Origin of the sequence: Clostridioides sp. ZZV15-6388 (genome assembly GCF_020657755.1) — a bacterium.
Classification (GTDB): Bacteria; Bacillota; Clostridia; order Peptostreptococcales; family Peptostreptococcaceae; genus Clostridioides.
In genome coordinates, this window is sequence record NZ_JAGWCU010000005.1 from 106154 (window position 1) to 129996 (window position 23843).

Annotated in this window: 19 protein-coding genes and 1 other annotated feature; of the genes, 16 read left to right on the forward strand and 3 right to left on the reverse strand. The window is 29.3% G+C overall.

The window, feature by feature from the left end:
• Positions 1-135: 135 nt before the first annotated feature.
• Positions 136-1029, forward strand: a complete 894-nt coding sequence (locus KGF48_RS04995) for a LysR family transcriptional regulator (protein ID WP_227839747.1) — start codon at positions 136-138, stop codon at positions 1027-1029.
• A 51-nt stretch (positions 1030-1080) separates the two neighbouring features.
• Complete coding sequence (locus KGF48_RS05000; RefSeq protein ID WP_227839746.1) at positions 1081-1644, forward strand: GNAT family N-acetyltransferase; 564 nt, start codon at positions 1081-1083, stop codon at positions 1642-1644.
• A 375-nt stretch (positions 1645-2019) separates the two neighbouring features.
• On the opposite strand, the gene KGF48_RS05005 is transcribed toward KGF48_RS05000, so the two are convergent.
• Positions 2020-2838 carry a MerR family transcriptional regulator gene (locus tag KGF48_RS05005; RefSeq protein WP_227839745.1) on the reverse strand — a complete coding sequence of 273 codons (819 nt, stop codon included), beginning with the start codon at positions 2836-2838 and terminating at the stop codon, positions 2020-2022.
• 120 nt (positions 2839-2958) lie between these two features.
• Here KGF48_RS05005 and KGF48_RS05010 point away from each other — a divergent pair, with 120 nt between their 5' ends.
• On the forward strand, positions 2959-3288 hold the full coding sequence (locus tag KGF48_RS05010; RefSeq protein WP_227839744.1) for a hypothetical protein: 330 nt from the start codon (positions 2959-2961) through the stop codon (positions 3286-3288).
• Positions 3285-3482, forward strand: a complete 198-nt coding sequence (locus tag KGF48_RS05015; protein ID WP_227829444.1) for a hypothetical protein — start codon at positions 3285-3287, stop codon at positions 3480-3482. The genes KGF48_RS05010 and KGF48_RS05015 overlap by 4 nt, the downstream gene beginning before the upstream one ends.
• An 81-nt stretch (positions 3483-3563) precedes the next feature.
• Here the strand turns inward: KGF48_RS05015 and KGF48_RS05020 are convergent, their stop codons facing one another.
• A complete protein-coding gene (locus KGF48_RS05020) occupies positions 3564-5306 on the reverse strand; it encodes a peptidase M3 (protein WP_227867802.1) in 1743 nt (580 codons plus the stop codon).
• A gap of 427 nt (positions 5307-5733) precedes the next feature.
• Between KGF48_RS05020 and KGF48_RS05025 the strand changes: the two genes are divergently transcribed.
• From KGF48_RS05025 to KGF48_RS05080, 12 genes are all read left to right on the forward strand, one after another.
• Positions 5734-7110 carry a TrkH family potassium uptake protein gene (locus KGF48_RS05025; RefSeq protein ID WP_227839071.1) on the forward strand — a complete coding sequence of 459 codons (1377 nt, stop codon included), beginning with the start codon at positions 5734-5736 and terminating at the stop codon, positions 7108-7110.
• A 291-nt stretch (positions 7111-7401) separates the two neighbouring features.
• Positions 7402-8073, forward strand: coding sequence for a potassium channel family protein (locus tag KGF48_RS05030; RefSeq protein WP_227829447.1), 672 nt, complete (start codon positions 7402-7404; stop codon positions 8071-8073).
• A 181-nt stretch (positions 8074-8254) separates the two neighbouring features.
• Positions 8255-9052 (forward strand): TrmH family RNA methyltransferase, encoded by a 798-nt coding sequence (locus tag KGF48_RS05035; protein WP_227839070.1) that lies wholly within the window; start codon positions 8255-8257, stop codon positions 9050-9052.
• Positions 9053-9250: 198 nt separating this feature from the next.
• Positions 9251-9485: a binding site (T-box leader), on the forward strand.
• A gap of 49 nt (positions 9486-9534) precedes the next feature.
• Positions 9535-10554, forward strand: a complete 1020-nt coding sequence (gene pheS, locus KGF48_RS05040; protein ID WP_227829449.1) for a phenylalanine--tRNA ligase subunit alpha — start codon at positions 9535-9537, stop codon at positions 10552-10554.
• Between the two features lie 16 nt (positions 10555-10570).
• Positions 10571-12964: a phenylalanine--tRNA ligase subunit beta gene (pheT, locus tag KGF48_RS05045; protein ID WP_227839069.1), complete on the forward strand. Its 2394-nt coding sequence runs from the start codon at positions 10571-10573 to the stop codon at positions 12962-12964.
• 24 nt (positions 12965-12988) lie between these two features.
• Positions 12989-13579, forward strand: a complete 591-nt coding sequence (gene zapA, locus KGF48_RS05050) for a cell division protein ZapA (protein ID WP_227829451.1) — start codon at positions 12989-12991, stop codon at positions 13577-13579.
• A gap of 201 nt (positions 13580-13780) precedes the next feature.
• The gene (locus KGF48_RS05055) at positions 13781-14461 is read left to right on the forward strand and encodes a YoaK family protein (RefSeq protein WP_227829452.1); all 681 of its coding nucleotides are present in this window, start codon (positions 13781-13783) and stop codon (positions 14459-14461) included.
• A gap of 137 nt (positions 14462-14598) precedes the next feature.
• Positions 14599-17040 carry a U32 family peptidase gene (locus KGF48_RS05060; protein WP_227867803.1) on the forward strand — a complete coding sequence of 814 codons (2442 nt, stop codon included), beginning with the start codon at positions 14599-14601 and terminating at the stop codon, positions 17038-17040.
• Between the two features lie 103 nt (positions 17041-17143).
• Positions 17144-17722, forward strand: a complete 579-nt coding sequence (locus tag KGF48_RS05065; protein ID WP_227867804.1) for an HD domain-containing protein — start codon at positions 17144-17146, stop codon at positions 17720-17722.
• 35 nt (positions 17723-17757) lie between these two features.
• A complete protein-coding gene (locus tag KGF48_RS05070) occupies positions 17758-18234 on the forward strand; it encodes an 8-oxo-dGTP diphosphatase (RefSeq protein WP_227829455.1) in 477 nt (158 codons plus the stop codon).
• A 104-nt stretch (positions 18235-18338) separates the two neighbouring features.
• Positions 18339-19160 (forward strand): nitroreductase family protein, encoded by an 822-nt coding sequence (locus tag KGF48_RS05075; RefSeq protein ID WP_227839066.1) that lies wholly within the window; start codon positions 18339-18341, stop codon positions 19158-19160.
• 258 nt (positions 19161-19418) lie between these two features.
• Positions 19419-21896: a diguanylate cyclase domain-containing protein gene (locus KGF48_RS05080; RefSeq protein WP_227839065.1), complete on the forward strand. Its 2478-nt coding sequence runs from the start codon at positions 19419-19421 to the stop codon at positions 21894-21896.
• 313 nt (positions 21897-22209) lie between these two features.
• Here KGF48_RS05080 and KGF48_RS05085 read toward each other — a convergent pair whose 3' ends face one another.
• The gene (locus KGF48_RS05085) at positions 22210-23661 is read right to left on the reverse strand and encodes an aminoacyl-histidine dipeptidase (RefSeq protein ID WP_227839064.1); all 1452 of its coding nucleotides are present in this window, start codon (positions 23659-23661) and stop codon (positions 22210-22212) included.
• Positions 23662-23843 lie beyond the last annotated feature (182 nt).

Below are 23843 nucleotides of genomic sequence, written 5' to 3' on the forward strand. Positions count from 1 at the left end.
AAAATTTATATCATAGTTTCTATACGTTTATTATATTAACGAAATAATATAATAGCAAATACTTATAAAGAATACCTTCCCATAGTTGACAGGAATAGTAGAGGAAACTACACTATAAATAGGAGGGATATACAAATGGAACTTAGAGTATTGAGATATTTTTTGGCAGTTGCAAAAGAGGAAAGTATTACAAGTGCAGCTCAATCACTTAATGTGACACAACCTACACTTTCAAAACAACTTATGGAACTTGAGGATGAACTTGGGAAAAAGTTGTTTTTGCGTGGCAACAGAAAAATCACACTTACAGAGGATGGCTTATTTTTACGTAAACGTGCACAGGAAATAATTGATTTAGCAGATAAAACTATTTCAGATTTTAACAATGATTATGATGACATACGAGGAAATGTTTATATTGGTGGGGGAGAAACAGATGCTATGCGTTTTATTGCCAAAACTGTGAAAGAATTGCAGAAAGAATACCCTAATATACGCTATCATCTATTTAGTGGAAATGCTGATGATGTAACGGAAAGACTAGATAAAGGACTTTTAGACTTTGGAATTTTAATTGAACCTGCCAACATGGAAAAGTATGATTATATCAAACTTCCTGTTAATGATGTATGGGGGTTACTTATGAAAAAAGATTGTGAACTTGCTCAAAAGAAAATGATATGTGCAGAAGATTTGAAGGGAATTCCTATATTAACTTCACGTCAAACATTGGTTCAAAATGTAATTTCTGGTTGGTCTGGGCAAGATTTTCAAACATTTAATATAGTGGCAACCTATAATCTTGTCTACAATGCTTCTCTTATGGTAGATGAAGGGGTTGGATATGCTCTTTGCTTGGATAAGCTAATCAATACAACAGGTAATAGCAATCTTTGTTTTAGACCTTTAGAACCGAGATTAGAAGCACACTTAAATATTGTCTGGAAAAAGTATCAGGTTTTTTCTAAGGCAACTAAAAAGTTTTTAAATAAATTGCAAAGCGAAATTAATAATTTTGTATCAGAATAGAAAGATAGCTATTTAATTTATAATATTGTTTATATGAAGGTGGTGAGATTTATGAAAAGAGATTTATATGTAATGAGAGATAAAATAAAGCTTTTTTATGCTGAAGATTCTGATAGAAAACTAATATATGATATGGTATTTGAGGAAGATGAGATATGGAAGTCAATGTTTGATAATAAAGAGGATTTTGACTGGTCTGACATTCATGATGAAGAATCTTACTTTTTTAGTAGTACTCCTGGTCTTAATAAATACTTGCTTATAGAATATGATAATCAAATTGTGGGGACCATTTCTTATGCATACAATGATGGGAAGATACCTAATATGGAGCTAGATATGTGGTTGCGTTCAATGAAATGTACTGGTAAGGGGATTGGTTCAAAAGCTATGAAGTTGTTAATTGACAGCTTGACTAGAGACTATGAGATAGGCACATTTATTATTCGACCATGGATTAAAAATCCTCGTGCTATAAAGGCCTATGAAAAATGTGGTTTTGTAGTAAGTGATTGTTTTAATCCTAAAGATTATTATGGGAAATACTTCGATAAATGGGGTCAAGGTGATTATCCAGAAGGTGAGAATGTGAATATGGTACTTTCAATAGAGTAGTTAACAATGCTATGAAAAAATATACTTTTGCTATTAGTAGTTCGATGTTTGGAAAATAAGAGATTAGAATAAAAATAAATATTATTCCCTAGGTTGTAAGTTTAACAAAGGATATTTATACTCAGTGAAGAAATAAAATGTGAGGTCTAACAAGTTCCTATTAGTTAGGAAGCTTGTCAGACATTCTAGCAAAATTTGAAAAAACGAAAGAATCTAAAGCCGATTGTAATTGATGGTTATAGCAATTTCTTATTCATTAATTGAGATGCTTATTCAAAGGTAGTACTAAAGTATGAATCTATGTTTAAAAGACTTATAAAGAAGTACAACAAGAGCTAGAATACAAATATTACATAAATAAAACATCATTGAAACTTATTTTTTTCTAACTGGAAAGCATACTTCTGTTACCCAATTATCAGAATTACTGTCTTGACCAGGTCCTATATGATAAATATTAAACATAGGGCCATCTACATCATAGTTATTGTCAGATATCCAATTACCAATAGCCTCACAAGCATCTGTAAGTTGATTGAAGTTTCCTTTTACAATAGCAGTTGCAGCAGTTACACTTGGAACAGTTCTAAACTTAACATTTTCAGTATCTTTATAATTTCCAGATACAGCAAGTTGTATCTCAACATCAACATAATTTTCTTTATACTCAACATCATAAAAGACTGCTTTAGAATAGTTAGGAACATCAACTTGTACATTATGCCCTTTTGTTTCTGAGCATAATTGATGCCATAGCATTCCTTCATCTTGATAAGTAGGTATAGTTCTTCTTAAAGTCATCATATATTTTGGAGCAAAGTCTTTTATAGTTACATCATAATTTTTCATAATATCAATCCTTTCAATTCTCTCAATAGTAGTTTCTATTTTTAATAGTTTTTTTTGCGTGTCTTCTAGATGTTCTCTTACTTGAGAATGGTGGATATTTAAATACCTTATCAAGCTTTCTCTATCATTGTATTCCGTCAAAATTTCTTTGATAGAAGATAAGCTAAATCCCATATCTTTTAAGGCATGGATTCTATTTGTAGTGGAAAGTTGATTTGCACTGTAGTATCTATAACCATTAATTTTATTTATATGAGTTGGTATTAAAAGTCCAATTTCATCATAGTGACGTAGCATGCGAATACTAATTTTACTAAGTTTTGAAAAATCGCCTATCTTAAACATATTTATATCTCCTTTATAAAGGTATTATTTTTGAGCTCAATATCAATATAAACCATATCATAGTGGTAGAGTCAACTAAAAATTATATATTGACATATAATAAAAAACATTATACTGAACATGTTTAGAACGAAAAATGTTCAGTATAATGTTTTGGAGGTAGGTTATGATAAGGTACTACCTTTTATATTGAATCAATGTATAATCAATGGAAATATGCAGGCACAACTTGCTATCATTCCTATACTTCGTAATATATTTGGGGACGAAAAAGACGAAATGAGTTTAAGAACTATTGCCTTACAAATTATTTTACCTATACAAATGGCGGCTTTATCACCAGAATCATTTCAATTATATAGTGGTACAAATATAAAAGTTAAACATCAGAGAGAGAATTTTATTGATATTTTAATAGAAAATATTATCAAAGGGGATGATGTAAAATGAAACTTATAACTATTGGTGCAAGTATTATTACTGCTTTATTTTTTATTTCAACTATGATTTGTGGTTTTTGGATTAGAAATAACAAGGTAACAGATACAAGTTCTATTAAATTTCACATGAATAGTGCTATTTTTACAGGTGTGTTTTTATTGATTACTATAATTCTTTTAATTATGTACATAAAAAAATATTAATCTAATTGGGCAAATATACAAAACGTCAGAAGAAATAAAAGCAAAGGCTTATAAAATTTCTGACGTTTTTATTATTAAATGTTAAGAAGCATTTTCTAATTCAAGAGGGTTCTCTATACCAAAATAATCGTATAGAGCTGAGCTTATTTCCTCCAAGTTTCCGCTTTCAAAAGGAGATTGTAGATTAACTTTTTCTACTACATCTTTAAATCCTGCATCTGTATTTTGATTTAAAAAATCCATGTATACATCAACAGCTTTTCTATAGTCATCTTGTGATAACTCCCATATTTGAAGAGATACATCAGATGCAAGGCCATAACTTAAATAGTAAAAAGGAACTTGGAAGTTATGAGATACAAGTATCCAAAATGGAGCATTTTTGTTTTTAAGTATCTTATTAGATACTCCATATTCTTCTTCCAAGTCAAAAAATAGTTTATTGATATCATTTAAGCTCATATATGGGTTTTTATATATAATTTCTTGAAACTCATCGTAAAGACAAGCATCAATAATAGTATTTAAAACAATCGATAAGTGTTCCTTTTTTATGGCTTCAGATTGTTTCCCAAAGAATTCATCAAAATACTTGTAAAATAAAATTTCTAAAGATGTAGAATGAACTTCGCATATATCAATACTTGGCTGTATCGTATTATTTAAGTTAATACTGTTGTAGTAATTATAAAAATGACCAAACTCATGGGCAAAGCTAGTAACACCTAAAAAAGAATTGTCCCATGTATTAAATAAAAAGGGTGCTTTGTACTTGTTTATATAAGTAGTATAACCTCCAGGTGATTTGTTCTTTCCAGAAGAATAATCGTATAAGTCATATTTTTTCATGTAATTAAAACATTCTTTTAATTTTGGAGATATATCTTCAAGTACTTTATCAAATTTTCTAAATGAACGATTCTTATATGCCTTAATATAAATAGAAGAGTCAGAAGGTTGTGATGTAACTTTCATATATAATGGAACTATGTACTCTTTTACCTCACTTCTAAATTTTCTTGCATCCTCTTGGGAGTAATCTTTATTTAAATTTAAATAAGCATAATCGGTATAATTCTTAAAGCCTAGTTTAGTTGCTATCTCAGTTCTCGTCTGTACAAGCTCTAAAAAAATATTACCAAATATAGGGTTGTATTTTTTTAAGTAATCTGAATAAATTTTTACATATTCTTCATAACTAAGATTGGGTTTTGACATAGCTTCTTCAAAATCTATTTCCATTCCATCTACTGATACAGTAGACTTAGATAATAAGTCTTCATATCTAACAACTAAGTCTTGCTCTTTTTTAAGTAGGTTTTCGACTTCTTCTGAATTAAGCTTTCCAATGTTTTTTAAATAATTAAATCCATCTTTTCCAATTTCTTTTTTTAGTTTTTTAGAAAACTTAGAATTTATAAATGTATCCTGAAAATCTTTGTATGCCATGTCAACATCCACAGATTTACTCATAAGGTACTTGTATTCCTTAGAGTAAAATTCATCTGATGAATCTATATTGTTTCTAAGTTTTGCTATAGTAAGTGTACTATAGAAGTCTTGGTAAATCTTATCGACATTATTAAATACGTTCAATTGCTCTTTGGCATTTTTACATGTTAAAAGTTTGCCGTTGTATGTGTTAATATTTTCGCATACTGACTTTATATCAGGACGCTTATATTCCATTTTTTCAAAAGGAATAGTTCCTCTAACTGAATCTTTTTTTGAATCATTAGTATAATTTTTTATGTATAATGCAAATATAATAAAAATTACAATTAAAATTAGAGAAATAAATAATCTTTTCTTGGATTTAATCATAGAAATCCTCCAATCATGGATATAGTTATTAGTTATTTTACTATATTAAATATAAAAAATGCATATTAAGAAAATTTAATATAAAAATATGGACAAGATTATAAATAATATAAAAACTTAACTTCAAAAAAGTATATGAAAATTGTATTGGTAAAATGATAAATAAATTTTAAGTACAAAATGCGAAAAACTATTCTAATATTATACTTATTATATGCAAAAAATATAGGAATTTTTGATGTAATTGAAATTAAAAGACATATATAAAAATTTGCAATATTCCAAACAAAAATTATAAAAATTCATATCATTGTCTTTATACAATATTTATACTATAATAGAATAATAATTTAGAGGAAAGCTCTAAAAATAAACAAATTAAAGGTCTTAACAGTAATGATTTTATGTTAAGGAGGTATAAAGAAAGTTGAAAACAATAGTTAGAAGACTTATTCTCTACGCAGATGGAATGCGACCTACTCAAATAATGGTATCTGGGTTTGCAGCAATTATTTTAATTGGAGCCATATTGTTAACACTCCCGATATCGTCACAGAGTAGAGAGAGTATAGGCTTATTAAATGCTCTATTTACAGCTACTTCAGCGGTTTGTGTTACTGGTCTCGTTATGGTAGATACAGCAACTTATTGGAGTTTATTTGGACAGATAGTAATAATAACATTGATACAAATTGGTGGTCTTGGATTTATGACCGTAGCTACAATGTTTTCACTTATGGCACGAAAAAAAATACAACTAAGAGAAAGATTATTGATACAAGAATCATTAAACCAAGCAGATTTATCAGGGCTAGTAAGACTTACAAGATTTGTATTAATAATAACTATAACAATAGAGGGAATAGGTGCACTAGTTTTATCAACTGTCTTTATTCCACAATTTGGTTTATCTAGAGGAATATGGTATAGCATATTTCATGCAATATCAGCGTTTTGTAATGCCGGATTTGACTTAATGGGTAGTGTAAGTGGGCCATTTACATCACTAAATTCTTATGTAAACAATGTTACAGTATCAATGACTATTTGCGCGCTTATAGTGTTAGGTGGATTAGGATTTCCAGTTGTTCTTGATATTGTAAGAAAAAAAAGATTTTCAAAATTAAATGTGCATTCTAAAGTTGTTTTATTTTCAACTGTAATACTTATTTTAGTAGGTGCAATATTTATTTTTCTTATAGAGTTTAACCAAAAGGCCACTATGGCAGAATTACCTGTAAAAGGGAAAATATTATCAGCGATATTTCAATCAGTAACAGCAAGAACGGCTGGTTTTAATACACTTGATTTAGCTACTTTACGAGAAAGTAGTATATTTATAATGATAATTTTGATGTTTATCGGAGCATCACCTGCATCTACTGGTGGAGGTATCAAAACAACAACATTAGCAGTTTTAATAATTACAGTTAGAAGTTTTTTATCAGGAAAATCTGATATAGAAGCTTTTGAGAGAAGACTAGCTCCAGCAACTATAAAAAAATCTCTAGGGATATTTGTAATTAGTATATCCGCAGTTATTTTTGGAACTTTGATTATTTCAATAACTCAACCTAAGTTTACGCTAGTTCAATCAGCATTTGAGGTTACTTCAGCACTAGCTACAGTTGGTTCAAGCTTAGCTGGAAGTCCAAACCTAAATGCTTTAGGTAAGGTTATAATAATAATCTTTATGTTTATGGGGAGAGTTGGTTCTCTTACTTTATTTATGGCTATACTTTCTGGAGGTAAAAGAAAGAGTCAGCCAGTTAGATACGCAGAAGGGAAGATTATGGTTGGATAGAGTAGCATTTATGAGATAAATTGATTAATAATGATATATAATCTAGGAAAATAAACTTAGATGTGATTAATTAAATAAATCAACTAATGATAGTAATAATCTAGGAAAATAAATTTAGATGTGATTAATTAAATAAATCAACTAATGATAGTAATAATCTAGAAAATAAATTTAGATATGATTAATCAAATAAAACAAAAATATTAAATATAAAAATTAAATTAATTTATCTATATAAAAGTTAATTTAATAGATATTATACAAATTGTGTGTTAGGGAGGAAGTTTCGAGATGAAGCAATATATAGTCATTGGGTGTGGGAGATTTGGAAGTTCAGTTGCATCTACTATGCATCTTTTAGGACATCAAGTAATGGCAATAGATAAAAATGAAGATTCAGTTCAAAGTATATCTGATAAAGTAACGCATTCACTTATAGTGGATGTTACTGAGGAACAAGCATTAAGATCATTGGGTCTAGGTAACTTTGATGTAGCAGTAGTTGCAATAGGTTCTGATATAAGAGCATCTATAATGGCGACTCTTATAGCCAAAGAAATGGGCGTAGAGTTGATAATATGTAAGGCAAAAGATGAATTACAAGCCAAAGTTCTTTATAAGATTGGTGCAGATAGAGTTGTATTCCCAGAAAGAGATATGGGAGTAAGAGTTGCACATAATTTAGTTTCTGACAATATATTAGACCATATTGAACTTGACCCAGAATATTCAATTGTTGAAATCGTAACTCCAAATGATTGGGTTGGTAAAACACTTGTAGAACTTGAGCTTAGAGCTAGATATGAGATAACTGTGCTTGCCATCAAGACTGGTAAAAATATAAATGTGACACCTTCTCCTGATGAGGAACTTACAGCTGGAAGTATATTGGTTATAATTGGTCAAAATACTAGTATAACAGCTATTACATCTGGAAATAAGGGTATAATTAGAAGAAGATAGTCTATTATTTAAGATATATTTGATTGCAATGAAAGTAGATAGTATCATATAATTATGAATAGTTATATGATACTATTTTTATTTTAATTGATAATAGAGTTTTAATCGAAATCAAGATTTTAAAAGTAGGATAAAGAATGATAAGGAGGTTGTGCTAATATTAAGTTAGCATTTAGATAAAATGATTACAACTATAAGCAGTAAGGATAATGAAAAATTAAAATATACTAAAGCACTGTTAAAGTCAAAAAATAGAACAAAAGAGTCAAAATTCATAATAGAAGGGTACAGAATAGTAGTGCTTGCACTTGAATGTAATGCAAATCTTGATTATGTATTTATCAATGAGGACTTTGAAAATAAAAAGGAACACGTGGAACTATTAGAAAACTTAGATAAAAAAAACACAAATGTATATAAGACTACTAATAAAAATTTTAAAGAACTTGTAGACACAGAAAATACTCAAGGTATAATAGGTGTAGTTTCATTTAAGGAAAAAAATTTAAAAGAAAGTATAAATAAAAAAGATAAGTTTGTATTGATTTTAGACAGAATACAAGACCCAGGAAATATGGGGACCATAATAAGGACTGCTGACTCTGCTGGAGTAGATGCAATAATAGCACTAAAGGGATGTGTTGATATATACAATCCAAAGGTAATTAGGTCAACTATGGGTTCTATTTTTGATATGAATATAATTAATGCCCTACAAGATGAGACTGTAGATGTACTTAAATCACAAGGGTTTAATATAGTTTCAAGTTATTTAAATACAGATAATTTTTATGACAAAATAGACTATGGCTCAAAAGTAGCTTTGGTGATAGGAAACGAAGCAAATGGGATAAATGAAGAGCTTGTATCAAAATCTGATATTTTGGTTAAAATACCTATATATGGCAAAGCTGAGTCGTTAAATGCCGCAATAAGTTCTGCTATACTGATGTATGAAATAAAAAAATACTTAATTTAATGTATTGTAATAAATATAATGTCGTGTTATAATCTTGAATTAAATAGTAGAGTATCAAAAATAGTCAATATATTTTAAACATGATTGATAAAAATATTATGTGATTGTACTTTAAAATAGTCACAATAAAATAATCATATAGATAATCACAAAATGTAAATATAAATGATATAATACTAAAATAAACAATATAATATTGTAAATGCAATGAAAGAGGAAAGTATTTTGATTAAACTTAGTAAAGAGATAAACACCTAGGCTGGAAGTGTTTTCTAAGAGGTCAGGAGAAGTTCCCTCTGGAGTAACAAAGCTGAAATTTGACAGTAGGCTTTGACGTGAAAAACGCGTTAAGTTTGTTAGAGGTGGTTTGATGATTTTTAGATTGTTAAACTACTAGGGTGGTACCGCGAAACTATAGCCTTTCGTCCCTAGACAGGGATTGAGGGGCTTTTTTTATACAAAAAAACGAAAGGGTGATATGTGTGCAAGAAAAATTACTTGCTTTACGTGAAGCAGCTTTAGCTGAAATAAAAGAGGCACAAAGCATAGAAAGTGTAGAAAGTTTAAGAGTTAAGTATTTAGGAAAAAAAGGTGAGATAACTGCCATACTTAAAGAGATGGGGAAATTATCTGCTGAAGAAAGACCAGTAGTTGGAAAAGTTGCCAATGATGTAAGAGAGAATATTGAACTTAGCATAAATTCTAAAAAAGAAGAGATAAATGCTATTGAAAAAGAAAGAAAATTAAGAGAAGAAGTAATAGATGTTACTCAACCTGGAAAAGTATTGAAAGTTGGAAAGAAACATCCAATAACTCAAATTATAGATGAAGTAACAGATATATTTATCGGAATGGGATTCTCTATAGCAGAAGGTCCAGAAGTTGAAACAGTAGAAAATAACTTTGATGCATTAAATGCTCCTAAAGACCATCCATCAAGAGATATGAGCGATACATTCTATATCAATGATGGTGTATTACTTAGAACTCAAACGTCTCCGGTTCAAGTAAGATCTATGAGAAGTCAAGAGTTACCAATTAAAGTAATAGCACCAGGTAGATGCTTTAGATTTGATTCACCAGATGCGACACATTCACCAATGTTCCATCAAATAGAAGGGCTTGTTGTTGGAAAAGATGTTACTATGGCAGAATTTAAAGGAACTATGGATATCTTCGTTGAAAAATTGTTTGGTTCTGATATCAAAACTAAGTTTAGACCTCATAACTTCCCATTTACAGAGCCAAGTGCAGAGGTTGATGTTACTTGTTTCAAATGTGGTGGTAAAGGTTGTCCAATGTGTAAGTACGAAGGTTGGATAGAAATATTAGGTTCAGGTATGGTTCATCCAAATGTACTTAGAAATTGTGGAATAGACCCAGAAGTTTACAGTGGATTTGCATTTGGAGTTGGGGTTGAAAGACTTGCAATGCTTAAATATGAAATAGATGATATTAGATTATTATTCGAAAATGATATGAGATTCTTAAATCAATTTTAATTAGGAGGGTGTGTAGATGTTAGTATCTTTAAAATGGCTTAGAGACTATGTTGATATAGACATGGATGTAAAAGAGTTCGCTGATAAAATGACAATGACAGGAACTAAAGTTGAAACAATAGATTATTATGGTGAAGAAGTAGAAAATATATTAGTTGGAAAGATTTTAGAAATAAAACAACATCCAAATGCTGATAAGTTAGTTGTAACTAAAGTAGATGTTGGAGATAAAGTTGTTCAAATAGTTACAGGAGCTACAAATATATCAGAAGGAGATTATATTCCAGTAGCTGTAAATGGTTCTAAATTACCTGGAGGAGTTGAAATTACACAAACTGACTTCAGAGGGGAATTATCAGATGGTATGATGTGTTCAGCAGCTGAATTAGGTATAGATGAACATTATATTGAAGAATACAAAAGAGGTGGTATATATATTTTAGACCACGAAGACTCTTATGAATTAGGAAAAGATGTAAAAGATGTTTTAGGATTAAATGATGCTTTAATAGATTTTGAATTAACTTCAAACAGACCTGACTGCAAATGTATGATGGGTATAGCTAGAGAAGCAGCTGCAACTATAGGAACAAAAGTAAAATATCCGGAAATAGAAGTAAAAGAAAGTGATGAAGAAATAGACTTCAAAGTTGAGATAGATAACCCAGATTTATGTAGAAGATATGTTGCTAGAATGGTAACTGATGTAAAAATAGAACCTTCTCCATATTGGATGCAAAGAAGACTTACAGAAGCAGGTGTAAGACCTATAAGCAATATAGTTGATATAACAAACTTTGTAATGTTAGAGCTTGGTCAACCACTTCATGCTTTTGATATAAATCAAGTAGAAACAGGAAGAATAGTAGTAAGAACTGCTAAAGATGGAGAAAAGCTTGTAACACTAGATGATGTTGAAAGAACATTAGACAAAGATATGTTAGTTATAACAAATGGAGAAAAATCACTTGGTCTAGCTGGTGTAATGGGTGGTGCAAACTCAGAAATAACTGATAAGACAAAGACTGTACTTTTCGAAAGTGCCAATTTCAAACCAGAAAATATAAGAATGACAGCTAAAAAAGTGGGAATTAGGTCAGAAGCTTCTTCAAGAAATGAAAAAGCCTTAGACCCTAATCTTGCAGAAATAGCAGCAAATAGAGCCGTACAACTTGTTGAGATGTTAGGAGCAGGAAAAGTATTAAAAGGAACTGTTGATGTATATCCAAATAAACCAGAACCTAAAAAATTGGTGGTAAATCCTCAAAGAATCAACCATCTTTTAGGTGTAGATGTACCAATGGAACAGTTTGTAGGAATTTTAGAATCATTAGAATTTAAATGTAATTTAATTGCTGATGATAAGCTAGAAGTAGATGTACCGAGTTTCAGAACAGATATGGAACAAGAAGCTGATGTATGGGAAGAAATAGCTAGAATTTATGGTTTTGAAAATATACCTTCTGTACAGTTAGAAGGAAATACAACAGCAGGGGTTAAAACTTCAAAACAAAAATTCATGGAAGCACTAAAAAATAATTCAACTGCTGTAGGATTAAACGAAATATTAACATATTCATTTGTAAGCCCTAAGGGAGTTGACAAGATAAGAGTACCAGAAGGTAATATAAAGAGAAATTTTGTTAAGTTGATGAACCCATTAGGAGAAGAAACTTCTGTAATGAGAACTACTTTAATACCAAATATGTTAGATGTTTTATCAACTAATGTATCTCATAAAATAGAAGAAGTATCAGCATTTGAGTGTGGACATATATTCATACCACAAGATTCAGAACTTCCTATGGAAGCAAATAGAATGTGTGTAGGTATGTATGGTAAAGACGTAGATTTCTTTGCATTAAAAGGAACTATAGAAACTGTACTTGTTAATGTAGGATTCAAAGATTATGAAATTGAACCTCAAGATAATAATACTACCTTCCACCCTGGTAGATGTGCTAAAATAGTGTATAATAATAAATATGTAGGTACATTAGGTGAATTGCATCCAGATGTTATAGAAAACTACAATCTAGGTCAAAGAGTTTATGTTGCTGAAATAGATATTGATTTTGTATTTGATAATTCTGATAGAACAAAGAATTATGTGCCATTACCAAAATATCCATCTACATCAAGAGATATAGCTCTTATTGTTAAGGATGATGTATTTGTAAAGCAAATAGAAGATATAATAAAGGAAAATGGTCAAGGATTAGTAGAAAGCTACAAATTATTTGATGTTTACAAAGGTTCTCAAATAGAAGCTGGATATAAGTCAATTGCATATTCAATAACTTATAGAAGTAAAGATAAGACTCTAACAGATGAAGAAGTAGCTAAGGTGCATGATAAGATATTAAGTGAATTAAGCGAAAAATTGAATGCTAACTTAAGATCAAATTAACAACTAATGTCGTGGGAGGTTAGGATGAACAAAGTAATGGTGAAAATCCATGGCGTTGAGTATCCAATGGTTGGAGACAAGTCAGAGAAGTTTATGATTAGTATTGCTGATTTTGTTGATAAAGAAATGGATAAGATAACACGTCAAAACCCGAAACTAAGCTTATCAGTTGCTGCAATATTAACTGCATTAAATATATCAGACCTTTTATTTGAATGTTCAGATGAAAATGAGAGGTTGATTAAAGCTAATGAAGAATTGAGCAAGAAGGTTGGTTCATCTAACGAAGAGCTTCAATTAGAAATCAAATCTTTAAAACTTACAATAGCAGAGAAAGAAGCAGAAAATCGTGAAACTGAAGCTAAAATGAAAGAGTTAATTGAGATTATAGAGAATAAAAAGCAAGAAATATTTGAACTTAGTAATACAACAGAAGGCTCTAAAGCCGAGTTAGATGCTTATAAAAACAAGATAGAAGAGTTAACTGCTCAGCTTGAAGAATCAAATGAAAGAGCTACTATAGCTGAAAATTTAGCTTCTGAGTTTCAAAACAAGGCTTATGATTTACAGCTAAAATGTACAGGGTTAAATAATGATGTAAAAAACGTGGAATAAATTAAAAGATTTGCTGTCTCTTGTTTTTTGAGACAGCTTCTTTTAATTTATAAATAATAAATATAAATAACATATAATGTATATATAACTAGTGTATACATTGTATGCAAATATAAAATTTTATTTTAATATTAAAATAAAAAATGATATCTAAAAGAATTTTGATTTGGTATCTATCAGTAGAAAGTGAGATGTTTATATATGACAAAACAGAGCCAGATGTCTGAATCATTCTTCTTATGTGCCTTATTGGCGATAATAGGAGGATTTTTAGATATTTATACTTATGTAGTAAGAGGAAAAGTATTTGCTAATGCACAGACTGGAAACATAGTCTTACTAGGACTTAATATAGCAGAAGGTAATATAAAAAAATCTTTTTATTACTTGATTCCTATTTTGGCATTTATGTTAGGTGTATTTATAGCAGAGAAAATAAGAAAGTACTTTAAAAAGAATTCTAAAATTCATTGGCGTCAAGTTATCGTTATAATTGAAATGATTACAATACTTGTGGTTTCTTTTGTACCTAGAGGGCAATTTAATATGTTTGTAAATATTGCTATTTCTTTTATTTCTTCAATGCAAGTAGAGAGTTTTAGAAAGGTAAATGGAAATAGTTTTGCAACTACAATGTGTACTGGAAATTTAAGAAGTGCGACAGAAACATTATTTCATTATATACAGACTAAGAATATTTTTATGATAAAAAAGAGTTTGCAGTATTATTCTATTATTATATTCTTTATATTTGGAGCTATTTTAGGTACTTTTTTTACAAGAATTTTTGTAGAAAAATCAATCCTAATATGTTTCTTTATTTTGGCAGTAGTCTTTGGAATTATGTTTATCAATAAAGATGATTCATTTAATGAAAATTAACTTAATGTAAATTGATAAAAAAATGGAGTCATTATTTGATATACTTTATATAGTAAATAGTGTATAAATTTAATGTAAATATTTATGTTATAGATATAATTATATTAACCTAATAAGTATAAATAGAGGAGAAAAATATGAAAAAAATAGAATTACTTGCACCAGTTGGCTCTTTTGATTCACTGAAAGCAGCAGTACAAAATGGAGCAAATGCTGTGTACTTAGGTGGAAAAGACTTTAGTGCTAGAGCATCTGCAAATAACTTTGATAGAAATGAACTGATTGAAGCTGTTAAATATTGTCATATAAGAGGAGTACAAGTATTTGTCACTGTAAATACATTGATAAAACAGTATGAGATAGATGATTTTGTCGAGTATGTAAAATTTTTATATGATATAGATATTGATGCATTAATAGTTCAAGATATAGGTATGGCAAGGCTTATAAAAAAATTACTACCTGATTTTGAATTACATGCAAGTACTCAGATGGTAGCTCATTCATTAGAGGATGTAAAATACCTTCAAAGTGTAGGATTTGATAGAGTGGTCTTGGCAAGAGAATTAAATGTTGATGAGATAAAATGGATTTGTGAAAATACAACTGTAGATATAGAAGTATTTGTGCATGGGGCTTTATGTGTATGTTATTCAGGTCAATGTCTTATGAGTAGTATGATAGGAAACAGGTCTGGAAACAGAGGTAGATGTGCACAACCATGTAGACAAAAATATGAGTTAATAGATATAAATACAGGTGAAGTAGTAAATAGTAATGGAGAGTATTTATTAAGTCCTAGAGATTTAAGTACTATAGAAGATTTAGATAAAATAATCGAAGCAGGAGTATTATCTCTAAAAATTGAAGGAAGAATGAAAAAGCCAGAATATGTAGCTACTGTAGTTTCAGGGTATAGAGAAGCGATTAATGAGTTTATAAGTAAGAATAAAATAAATGTTTCTGAGGAAATAATAAATAATTTGTATACTATCTTCAATAGAAAGTTTACTAAAGGATATATATTAGGTGAAGTTGGTAAGGATATAATGAATTCTGATAGACCTAACAATCAAGGTCTATATGTTGGAAAAGTTTTAGACCATAATAGAAAAACAAAGAGACTTAGAGTGATACTAGAGAATACCCTTAAAAAAGGCGATGGAATCAACTTAGGTGGAGGGACTATTGGAAGAGTTATAAAAGATGGAGAGATAACTACAATAGCACACAAAGGAGATTTAATCGAATTAGATTTTATTGGGGAAGCAAAGAGAAATCAACTTATATTCAAGACTTCAGACAGTGAATTAATGGACAAAGTACAGTCTACATTCCAGCAAGATAAAGAACTTATAAAAACTAACATAAGTGCAAAAGTAAGTATTAAATTGGGTGAAAAACCAGTACTTTCTATAAGTGATTTTTGTGGTAATAAAGCAGTTGTAGAGGGTGAAAAGGTAGCTGAAAAAGCTATAAAGGTTGCTTTAAGTGAAGAAAAAATCGAAACACAGATTCAAAAACTTGGAAATACGCCTTATAAATTAAAAGATATAGAAATTGATTTAGATGAAGGTGTAAGTATGCCTATAAGTATATTAAATCAAATGAGAAGAGATTGTATTGAGCTTTTGGATGAAGAAAGAATAAAGATAAAAGATAGAAAATTTAAGGAAAGCAAATTAAAATACAGACTAATTAAAATAAATCGACATAAAGAATTTAATACAACTCCTAAACTTAGAGTTAAAGTTAAGAATTTAGAGCAATTAGAAGCAGTACTAAAATATAATGTAGATTTAATTTATTATGAAGATATAAACACGTTATCTGAAGCTTTGGAAATGGCTTCAAGTGAAGAAATACCTAGTCTTGAAGATAGATTAATCTATTCAGCACCAAGAATTATTAGAAATAGAGAATATAAACAGTTTGAAGTATTAGATAACATAAAAGGGTTTAATAAAATTCAAGTTGGCAGTTGGGGTTCTATGGATTATTTTAAAGATAAAAATCTAAATATAGATTGCTATTTGAACTCTTTTAATAGTGAAAGTATAAATCACTTTAGGGATGTAGGAGCAAGTACGGTTTGTTTATCACAAGAGTTAAATTTAAGTGAGATTGAACAAACGTTAAAATATACAGATGCAGAAATTGAAGCAGTGATATATGGATATACGCCTATGATGGTCACAGAATACTGTCCTATGGGGGTTGTTGTTAGAGATTGTAAAAAAGATAAGAGAGTAGCTAAATGTAAGGAGAGCAGTTATGCTCTAAGAGATTTTACAGATGCAAGTTATAGGATAACACAAGATATATTCTGTAGAAGCACTATTTACAATTCAAAGGTCACTTGTATGTTGGACAATCTTTATGAATTAGATGAAATTGGAGTAGATGTATTTAGAATAGATTTTACAGTGGAAAATAGTGAAATGGTAAAAAAAGTTATTGAAGCCCATATTGAGGTTTTAAACAATAATTATAAACTTGGAGAAAAAGCTACTAATTTATATAAGCAATTGGACGAAATTGGAACAGTTGCAGGACACTACTATAAAGGTGTAGAATAGATATAACATGAAAAATATACATAAATATATAAAAAAACTTGAATTTATGTATATTAATATAAAAAAATATCATATCTATGAAAAAACAGGGGGATTTCTGAAAATGAGAGAAGAAGCTTTAGAGATTTTATTTAAGTATTTAGAAACTGATAGAATGAGAAAACATAGCTATGCAGTTGAAGCAGTTATGAAAGATTTAGCCAAAAGACTAGAGACAGAAAAAGAAGAAAAATGGGCAGTTGCAGGTCTTTTACATGATTTGGATTCAGATATAGTTGGAAGAAAGCCAGGAGAAATCTGTGAAGGTCATGCAACAACGACTGTAGAACTTCTTAAAAAAGAAAATTTTGGTGATGAAGAAATGTATAGAGCAATACTTGGTCATCATGATGGTATGGGAGTTACAAGAACTAGCCTAATGGAAAAAGCTATATATGCAGCAGACCCCATAACTGGATTTATAACTGCAATAGCTTTAGTTTATCCAGATAAAAAACTTACAAGTGTAAAGACAAAATCTGTAATTAAAAGAATGAAAGAAACAAGATTTGCTTCAAATGTAAATAGAGATGCAATGAGAAGTATAGAAGATATAGGTATTCCATTTGATGAATTTGCTGAGCTTTCTCTTAATGCAATGAAGAATATTAGTGATGTACTTGAAAACAATGAAAATGAGTAAATAAAAAATAGAAAAGAGAAAGTAAGGCGAATTATATGAAACTTACGACTATTTGTTATATAGAAAAAGATGGTAAGACTTTAATGTTGTATAGAAATAAGAAGAAAGATGATGTACATGAAGGTAAATATGTAGGTGTTGGTGGAAAGTTTGAGCAGGGAGAAACACCTGAAGAATGTATAATCAGAGAAGTTAAAGAAGAAACAGGTCTTACTATTAAGTCATTAACATATAAAGGACTGATAACTTTTCCAAAATTTAAAGATGAAGAAGATTGGTATATGTTTTTGTATTTTTCAGATGAATTTGAAGGAACTTTATCTAGCAAAGATTTAGATGATTGTAAAGAAGGTAAATTACTTTGGGTTGATAATGATAAAATATTTGACTTAAATATGTGGGAAGGTGACAGGTTATTTTTAGATTGGGCTAAAACAGGCAAAATTTTTAGTGCAAAGATAACATATGATAATGGCAAATTGAAAGATTACAGTGTAAATTTCTTAGATTAATTAAAAAATTAAAGCTTGTATATTGTTAAAAAAATAAAAATTGACTTAGACAACTATTTGATTTATACTAGAGTGAAAATTTTAAAATGGAGGAATAAGCTGGAATGATAGACATAAATTTAGACAAATGTGTAGGATGTGGCATGTGTGAGTCAGACTGCCTTGTAAATGCAATAAGAGTTAAAGAAGATAAAGCAAAGGTGAAAAATATTCTCTGTATTAATTGTGGTCACTGTATGGCAATATGTCCAACAGATGCAATAGAAATGCAGGGATTTGATAAAAATGAAGTATTAGAATTCAATCATGAAAAATTTGATTTAGAGCCTGAAAAATTACTAAACTTCATCAAATTTAGAAGAAGTATAAGAAGCTATAAAGACATAGCGGTAGAAGAAGAAAAAATAAAAAATATAGTAGAAGCAGGAAGATACACACCAACAGGTGGAAATAGACAACCTATAAGATACATATTAGTAAAAGAAAAACTAAAAGAAGTAAAAGAATTAGCAATAGAAGGGCTTTATAACTTGGCATTAAACACTGATGATGCAGACCCTGTGCGTTCTATGTATAAAAATACATTTAAGAGAATGTACAAAAGATATAAAGAAGAAGGATATGATTCTCTATTTTATGATGCACCATTACTTATGGTAGTTGTTGGTGATACTTCTTTAGGAGGAAGTGTATATGTAGATGGTGGATTAGCTGCGTCTAATATGGAGCTTATGGCTTATTCTCAAGGATTAGGAATGTGCTACAATGGATTTTTCGTTATGGCATCAAATGTAGAGCCAAAGTTAAAGGAATTATTGGGAATGAATGATAATGAAGCAGTTATAACTTCATTTATATTGGGATACCCAAGTGTAAAATATAAGAGAACTGTAAATAGAAATAGTGCTAAATTTGAAATAAGATAGAACTTAAAATGTATTATATACTAGTGATTAATACGAGAGAATATATACATTTAATATAGCAAATTTATTGTAATAATCAAATAAATCAGTTATAATTTAGATATATTGTATATAAAAGGATATTTAAATTTTTAAGTAAATTTTTATATCCTTTTATATGCTAATCTATTTTTTCATATCTAAAAATTTATATAGTAATTTGCACTGTAAATCTTAATTATTTGCACTGTAAATCTTAATTATATGGAGGAGTGTATAGTGAATTCAAAAAAATTACTTTTATTGATTATTGTAATTGCGTCTATATTCACTTCTGGCATATTTCCTTTTAATGTTAATGCTTTAGGTAGTGATAGTCGTACTATTCGGGTTGCTTATCCTATTCAAAAAGGTCTAACTGAACTAGATAAGCAAGGTAAATACTCTGGATATACATATGAATATTTGTTGGAAATTGCGCAATATACTGGATGGAATTATGAATTTGTTCAAGTATCTGGAGATGAAAATGAAGTTCTTACAAAACTAATGAAAATGCTAGAAAAAGGTGAGATTGATATAATGGGAGGCATGTTATACAATGAGCAGATGGAAAAATTGTATAATTATGCAGGTAATAGTTATGGAGTAGTAAATACAGTATTGCAAGTATTATATGAAAATACAGCTATTGATAGTATAAGTTTAGAATCTATGAAAGAAATTCGTATTGCTGTAATAGAGAATTCTAATACTAGGCTTAAAGAATTAAATGAATATTGCAAGATGAATTTAATATCACCTAAATTAGTATATTGTAAGTCACAAGAAGAACAGTTACAAGCACTAAAGAATGGTAAGGCAGATGCACTGCTTAATGTGAGCATGAGTCCAATAGAAGGTGTGCGTACTATAGCTAAATTCTCACCAAAACCATTCTATTTTATTACACCTAAAGGTAATACAGACCTAACTCAAAGACTCAACTCAGCAATTAACAATATTGAACAGACAGACCCATATTTTTCAACTACTCTATATGAAAAATATTTTACACCAGAAAATAATAAGATGCTTTTGTCTGATGATGAAACTACATATATTAAAGATATAGATACATTAAAAGTTGGAGTACTTTTAAATAAGCCACCATTTCAAAACATAGATGAAAAAACAGGCGAATTAAAGGGGATATCAATAGATTTATTGAATCATATATCTGACAAAACTGGACTGAAATTTGAACTAGTACCTGTAAAGTCCCAAAAAGATTTGAACAAAATGACTGAAAATCATGAAATTGATATTGTAGCAGGAATGATTTATGATTATGAAAATTCTCGTAAACACAATGTAACTATGTCTCGGTCATTCGTTTCTACTCAATACATTATGATGATTAACAATAAATTAAATGAGAATAGTTTGGATGGAAAACGTCTAGCTCTACCTAAAGGTATCATTTATGATAATTATTTTAAGGGAGATGTTGTATGGTATGATACTTTGGAAGAGTGTATAGAAGCCGTCAACAAGGGAGATGTAGATTATACTTATGGAGAAGGCTATTCTATACAGTACTATATGAATCAACCTAAGTACAAAAATGTACGTTTAGTTCCACAGACTTATGAGCCACAGAGTATTTGCTTTGGTATGGTTAAACCAAATAAGCAGGAATTATTGGGTATATTTAATAAAGCTATTATAAGTATTCCATCAGAAAAGATGCAATCAATTATTTATCAAAATACTACATATAGACAAGATTTTTCACTGCTTTATATTATGCAACAAAATCCAATTGAAACTGTTTTAATAGTTGCTAGTTTATTACTTTGTATTATTGGAGGTATGGCATGGAGCTTGCATACACGTAAAAGTATGAATCAGAAAATCTCTTTGGAACTTAAAAAGCACTCTGAAGTGTATGAAATGGCAAGTGAATACTTTTTTGAATATGATTATAGACAAGATAAATTGATAGTTTCTATGAAAGGGAAAGGAATTAGTACTTATTATGGTATAAGTAAAAGTGATAATAGCACTATGAGTGAAGTTGAAATAGAATATAGTAAAAAGTTTTCTGATGTAATCAAATCACAGGAAAATGGGACTACTGAAATGTATTCTCTCTGCTCTGATGGTAATTGTCACTGGATTAGGATTACTTCAAAAATAATTTATAATGAAAAAAATGTACCAGTGTATGTAATTGGAAAAATATCTAATATTGATTCTGAAAAAGAGGAAAAGGATAGGTTACTGGATAAGGCTCAAAAAGATGGTTTAACAAATATTTTTAATGCAGCATATATTAGAAAGTTAACAGCAGAAAGTTTATCGACTTTATCTCCTAACAAAAACGGAGCTTTGCTAATTTTAGATATCGATTATTTTAAGTCTATTAATGACAATTATGGACATTTAGTTGGAGATGAAATATTAATTGATGTTGCAAAAATGCTTGAGAGAAGTTTTGAAAAAGATGATATTGTAGGTCGCTTGGGTGGAGACGAATTTAGTATCTACATTAGAGATATAATAAATAAGGAAGAACTTGTCGCTAAATGTAATTATGTATATGAACAGATTCACCTTATAAAGTTACCAAATGGAAAAAGTGTATCTATAAGTATGGGTGTAGCGATAACAAAATATGGACAGAAATATGATGAATTATACAAAATGGCAGACGATGCTCTTTATGATTCTAAGAAGCAAGGAAGAAATAAATTTAAAATAGTAGAAGTATAATTTTTAGAAAGATTTACTATAGAAATTAGAAATAAGATATAATTAAACGAGTTTTGTATAATTGTAAATAAAATAGAAGTGTTAATTTATATAAGATGAAGTATAAAAATATAATAAATTTCTAAATAGAAAGTATATAATAAATCTTTTTAAAGTGAAAATAATAAAGCCTAATGATGTATGTTATTATCATCATTAGGCTTTATTTCTATAAATTAATACTAAAATTAAACTTGATGCTAACATTAGTCTTAATTTACAGGGTTAATTTTATATAGATTTACTTAGAATTAAAATCTCTTAAAACTTAGTCTTAATATTGGTTCATAGATTTTAATATTTCAATAACATAATCCCAAACATTAGCAATAGAAGGTATACTAACGTGTTCTTTTGGAGTATGAACATCAAACATATCTGGTCCTATAGAGATAGCTTCAGCGTGAGGAAGTTTATCAAGTAATAATCCACACTCAAGACCAGCATGTAGAGCCATAACAGTAGGAACTTTACCAGTTAATTTCTCATAAGTTTCACTACATATTTTTTCTAATTTAGAACCTTTTTTAAATTCCCAAGCTGGATATTGAGATGTAAGACCATAGTTAGCACCTAAAGCTTGAGCTAAAAGTCTTATTCTATCAGCTATCTCATCTCTAATAGACATAACAGAACTTCTAACAGAAGTTAAGAATTCAATAGTAGATTCTTTAGTTTCAATTATAGCGAAGTTAGTAGAACTTTCAACTAGACCTTCTATATCAAGACTTACAGATTGAACACCGTGAGGAGTTAAGCTTGACATTTGAATAACTTTTTCTTTGCATTCTTTAGTAAGAGCTTTAGTTGCAGAAGTTTCAACTACTGAATAAGCCATATCAGGGTCAGAAGTAGTAAACTCATGTTTAAATGCAGTTAAAATATCATTTATTTGTTTTTTAGCAGATTCAACATCAGCTTTATCAACGGCTATTACACACTTAGCTTCACGAGGTATAGCATTATGCTTAGTACCACCATCAACTGAAACCAATTCGTAATCAACATCTAGTACGCTTAATACTCTAGCTATTGCTTTGTTAGCATTTGCTCTTTGTAAAACAATTTCCATACCAGAATGTCCACCTAATAATCCAGTAACTTCAACTAATAAAGCTTGTTTGTCAGCTCCAACTTCTTTGTACTCAACAGGTAGACTAACAACACAAGTTTTACCACCAGCACAACTAACTAACAGGTATCCTTCTTCCTCGGAGTCCATGTTTAAGATATATTGACCTTTGATTAAGCTTGGGTCTAATGCATCAGCACCGTTCATACCATCTTCTTCATTAACAGTAACTAAAACTTCCAATGCTGGATGCTCTAAAGTATTATCTTCTAATATAGCCATACCCATAGCAACAGCGATACCATTGTCAGCTCCAAGAGTAGTTCCAGTAGCGTATATCATATCACCATTAATTCTTAATTTTATAGGGTCCTTAAGAAAATCATGTTCAACATTCTTTTCTTTTTCACAAACCATATCCATATGTCCTTGAAGAACTACTCCTGGACAATTTTCATATCCTTTTGTAGCAGGCTTTCTTATTATTATGTTTAAACTTTCATCTTGGATAGTTTCAAGCCCTAAATTTTTACCAAAGCTAAGTAAATAATCACTTATGCCTTTCTCGTTTCCAGAACCTCTAGGAATTTGAGATATTTTCTCAAAGTTTTTAAAAACATTTTCTGGCTTTAATCCTTCTAATACGTTTCCCATGACTTGTGTTCCTCCTTAATTTATCTATATAAGTAGCTATTTTTATAAAATAAGCTAAAATAAACTCCTTTAAAAAATATTAAAGAAGATTTTTTTAACAGATTATATTACAAATAAAGCATGTTTATGTATAATATATAGATAGCTACATACATAGTATAATACAAAATATGTTTAAAATA

What these genes read in the sequence shown, in the direction of transcription:
- KGF48_RS04995 (WP_227839747.1), top strand. Translation starts at nt 136, where the DNA reads ATGGAACTTAGAGTATTGAGATATTTTTTGGCAGTTGCAAAAGAGGAA.
- KGF48_RS05000 (WP_227839746.1), top strand. Translation starts at nt 1,081, where the DNA reads ATGAAAAGAGATTTATATGTAATGAGAGATAAAATAAAGCTTTTTTAT.
- KGF48_RS05005 (WP_227839745.1), bottom strand. Translation starts at nt 2,838, where the DNA reads ATGTTTAAGATAGGCGATTTTTCAAAACTTAGTAAAATTAGTATTCGC.
- KGF48_RS05010 (WP_227839744.1), top strand. Translation starts at nt 2,959, where the DNA reads ATGTTTAGAACGAAAAATGTTCAGTATAATGTTTTGGAGGTAGGTTAT.
- KGF48_RS05015 (WP_227829444.1), top strand. Translation starts at nt 3,285, where the DNA reads ATGAAACTTATAACTATTGGTGCAAGTATTATTACTGCTTTATTTTTT.
- KGF48_RS05020 (WP_227867802.1), bottom strand. Translation starts at nt 5,306, where the DNA reads ATGATTAAATCCAAGAAAAGATTATTTATTTCTCTAATTTTAATTGTA.
- KGF48_RS05030 (WP_227829447.1), top strand. Translation starts at nt 7,402, where the DNA reads ATGAAGCAATATATAGTCATTGGGTGTGGGAGATTTGGAAGTTCAGTT.
- KGF48_RS05035 (WP_227839070.1), top strand. Translation starts at nt 8,255, where the DNA reads ATGATTACAACTATAAGCAGTAAGGATAATGAAAAATTAAAATATACT.
- pheT (WP_227839069.1), top strand. Translation starts at nt 10,571, where the DNA reads ATGTTAGTATCTTTAAAATGGCTTAGAGACTATGTTGATATAGACATG.
- zapA (WP_227829451.1), top strand. Translation starts at nt 12,989, where the DNA reads ATGAACAAAGTAATGGTGAAAATCCATGGCGTTGAGTATCCAATGGTT.
- KGF48_RS05055 (WP_227829452.1), top strand. Translation starts at nt 13,781, where the DNA reads ATGACAAAACAGAGCCAGATGTCTGAATCATTCTTCTTATGTGCCTTA.
- KGF48_RS05060 (WP_227867803.1), top strand. Translation starts at nt 14,599, where the DNA reads ATGAAAAAAATAGAATTACTTGCACCAGTTGGCTCTTTTGATTCACTG.
- KGF48_RS05065 (WP_227867804.1), top strand. Translation starts at nt 17,144, where the DNA reads ATGAGAGAAGAAGCTTTAGAGATTTTATTTAAGTATTTAGAAACTGAT.
- KGF48_RS05070 (WP_227829455.1), top strand. Translation starts at nt 17,758, where the DNA reads ATGAAACTTACGACTATTTGTTATATAGAAAAAGATGGTAAGACTTTA.
- KGF48_RS05075 (WP_227839066.1), top strand. Translation starts at nt 18,339, where the DNA reads ATGATAGACATAAATTTAGACAAATGTGTAGGATGTGGCATGTGTGAG.
- KGF48_RS05085 (WP_227839064.1), bottom strand. Translation starts at nt 23,661, where the DNA reads ATGGGAAACGTATTAGAAGGATTAAAGCCAGAAAATGTTTTTAAAAAC.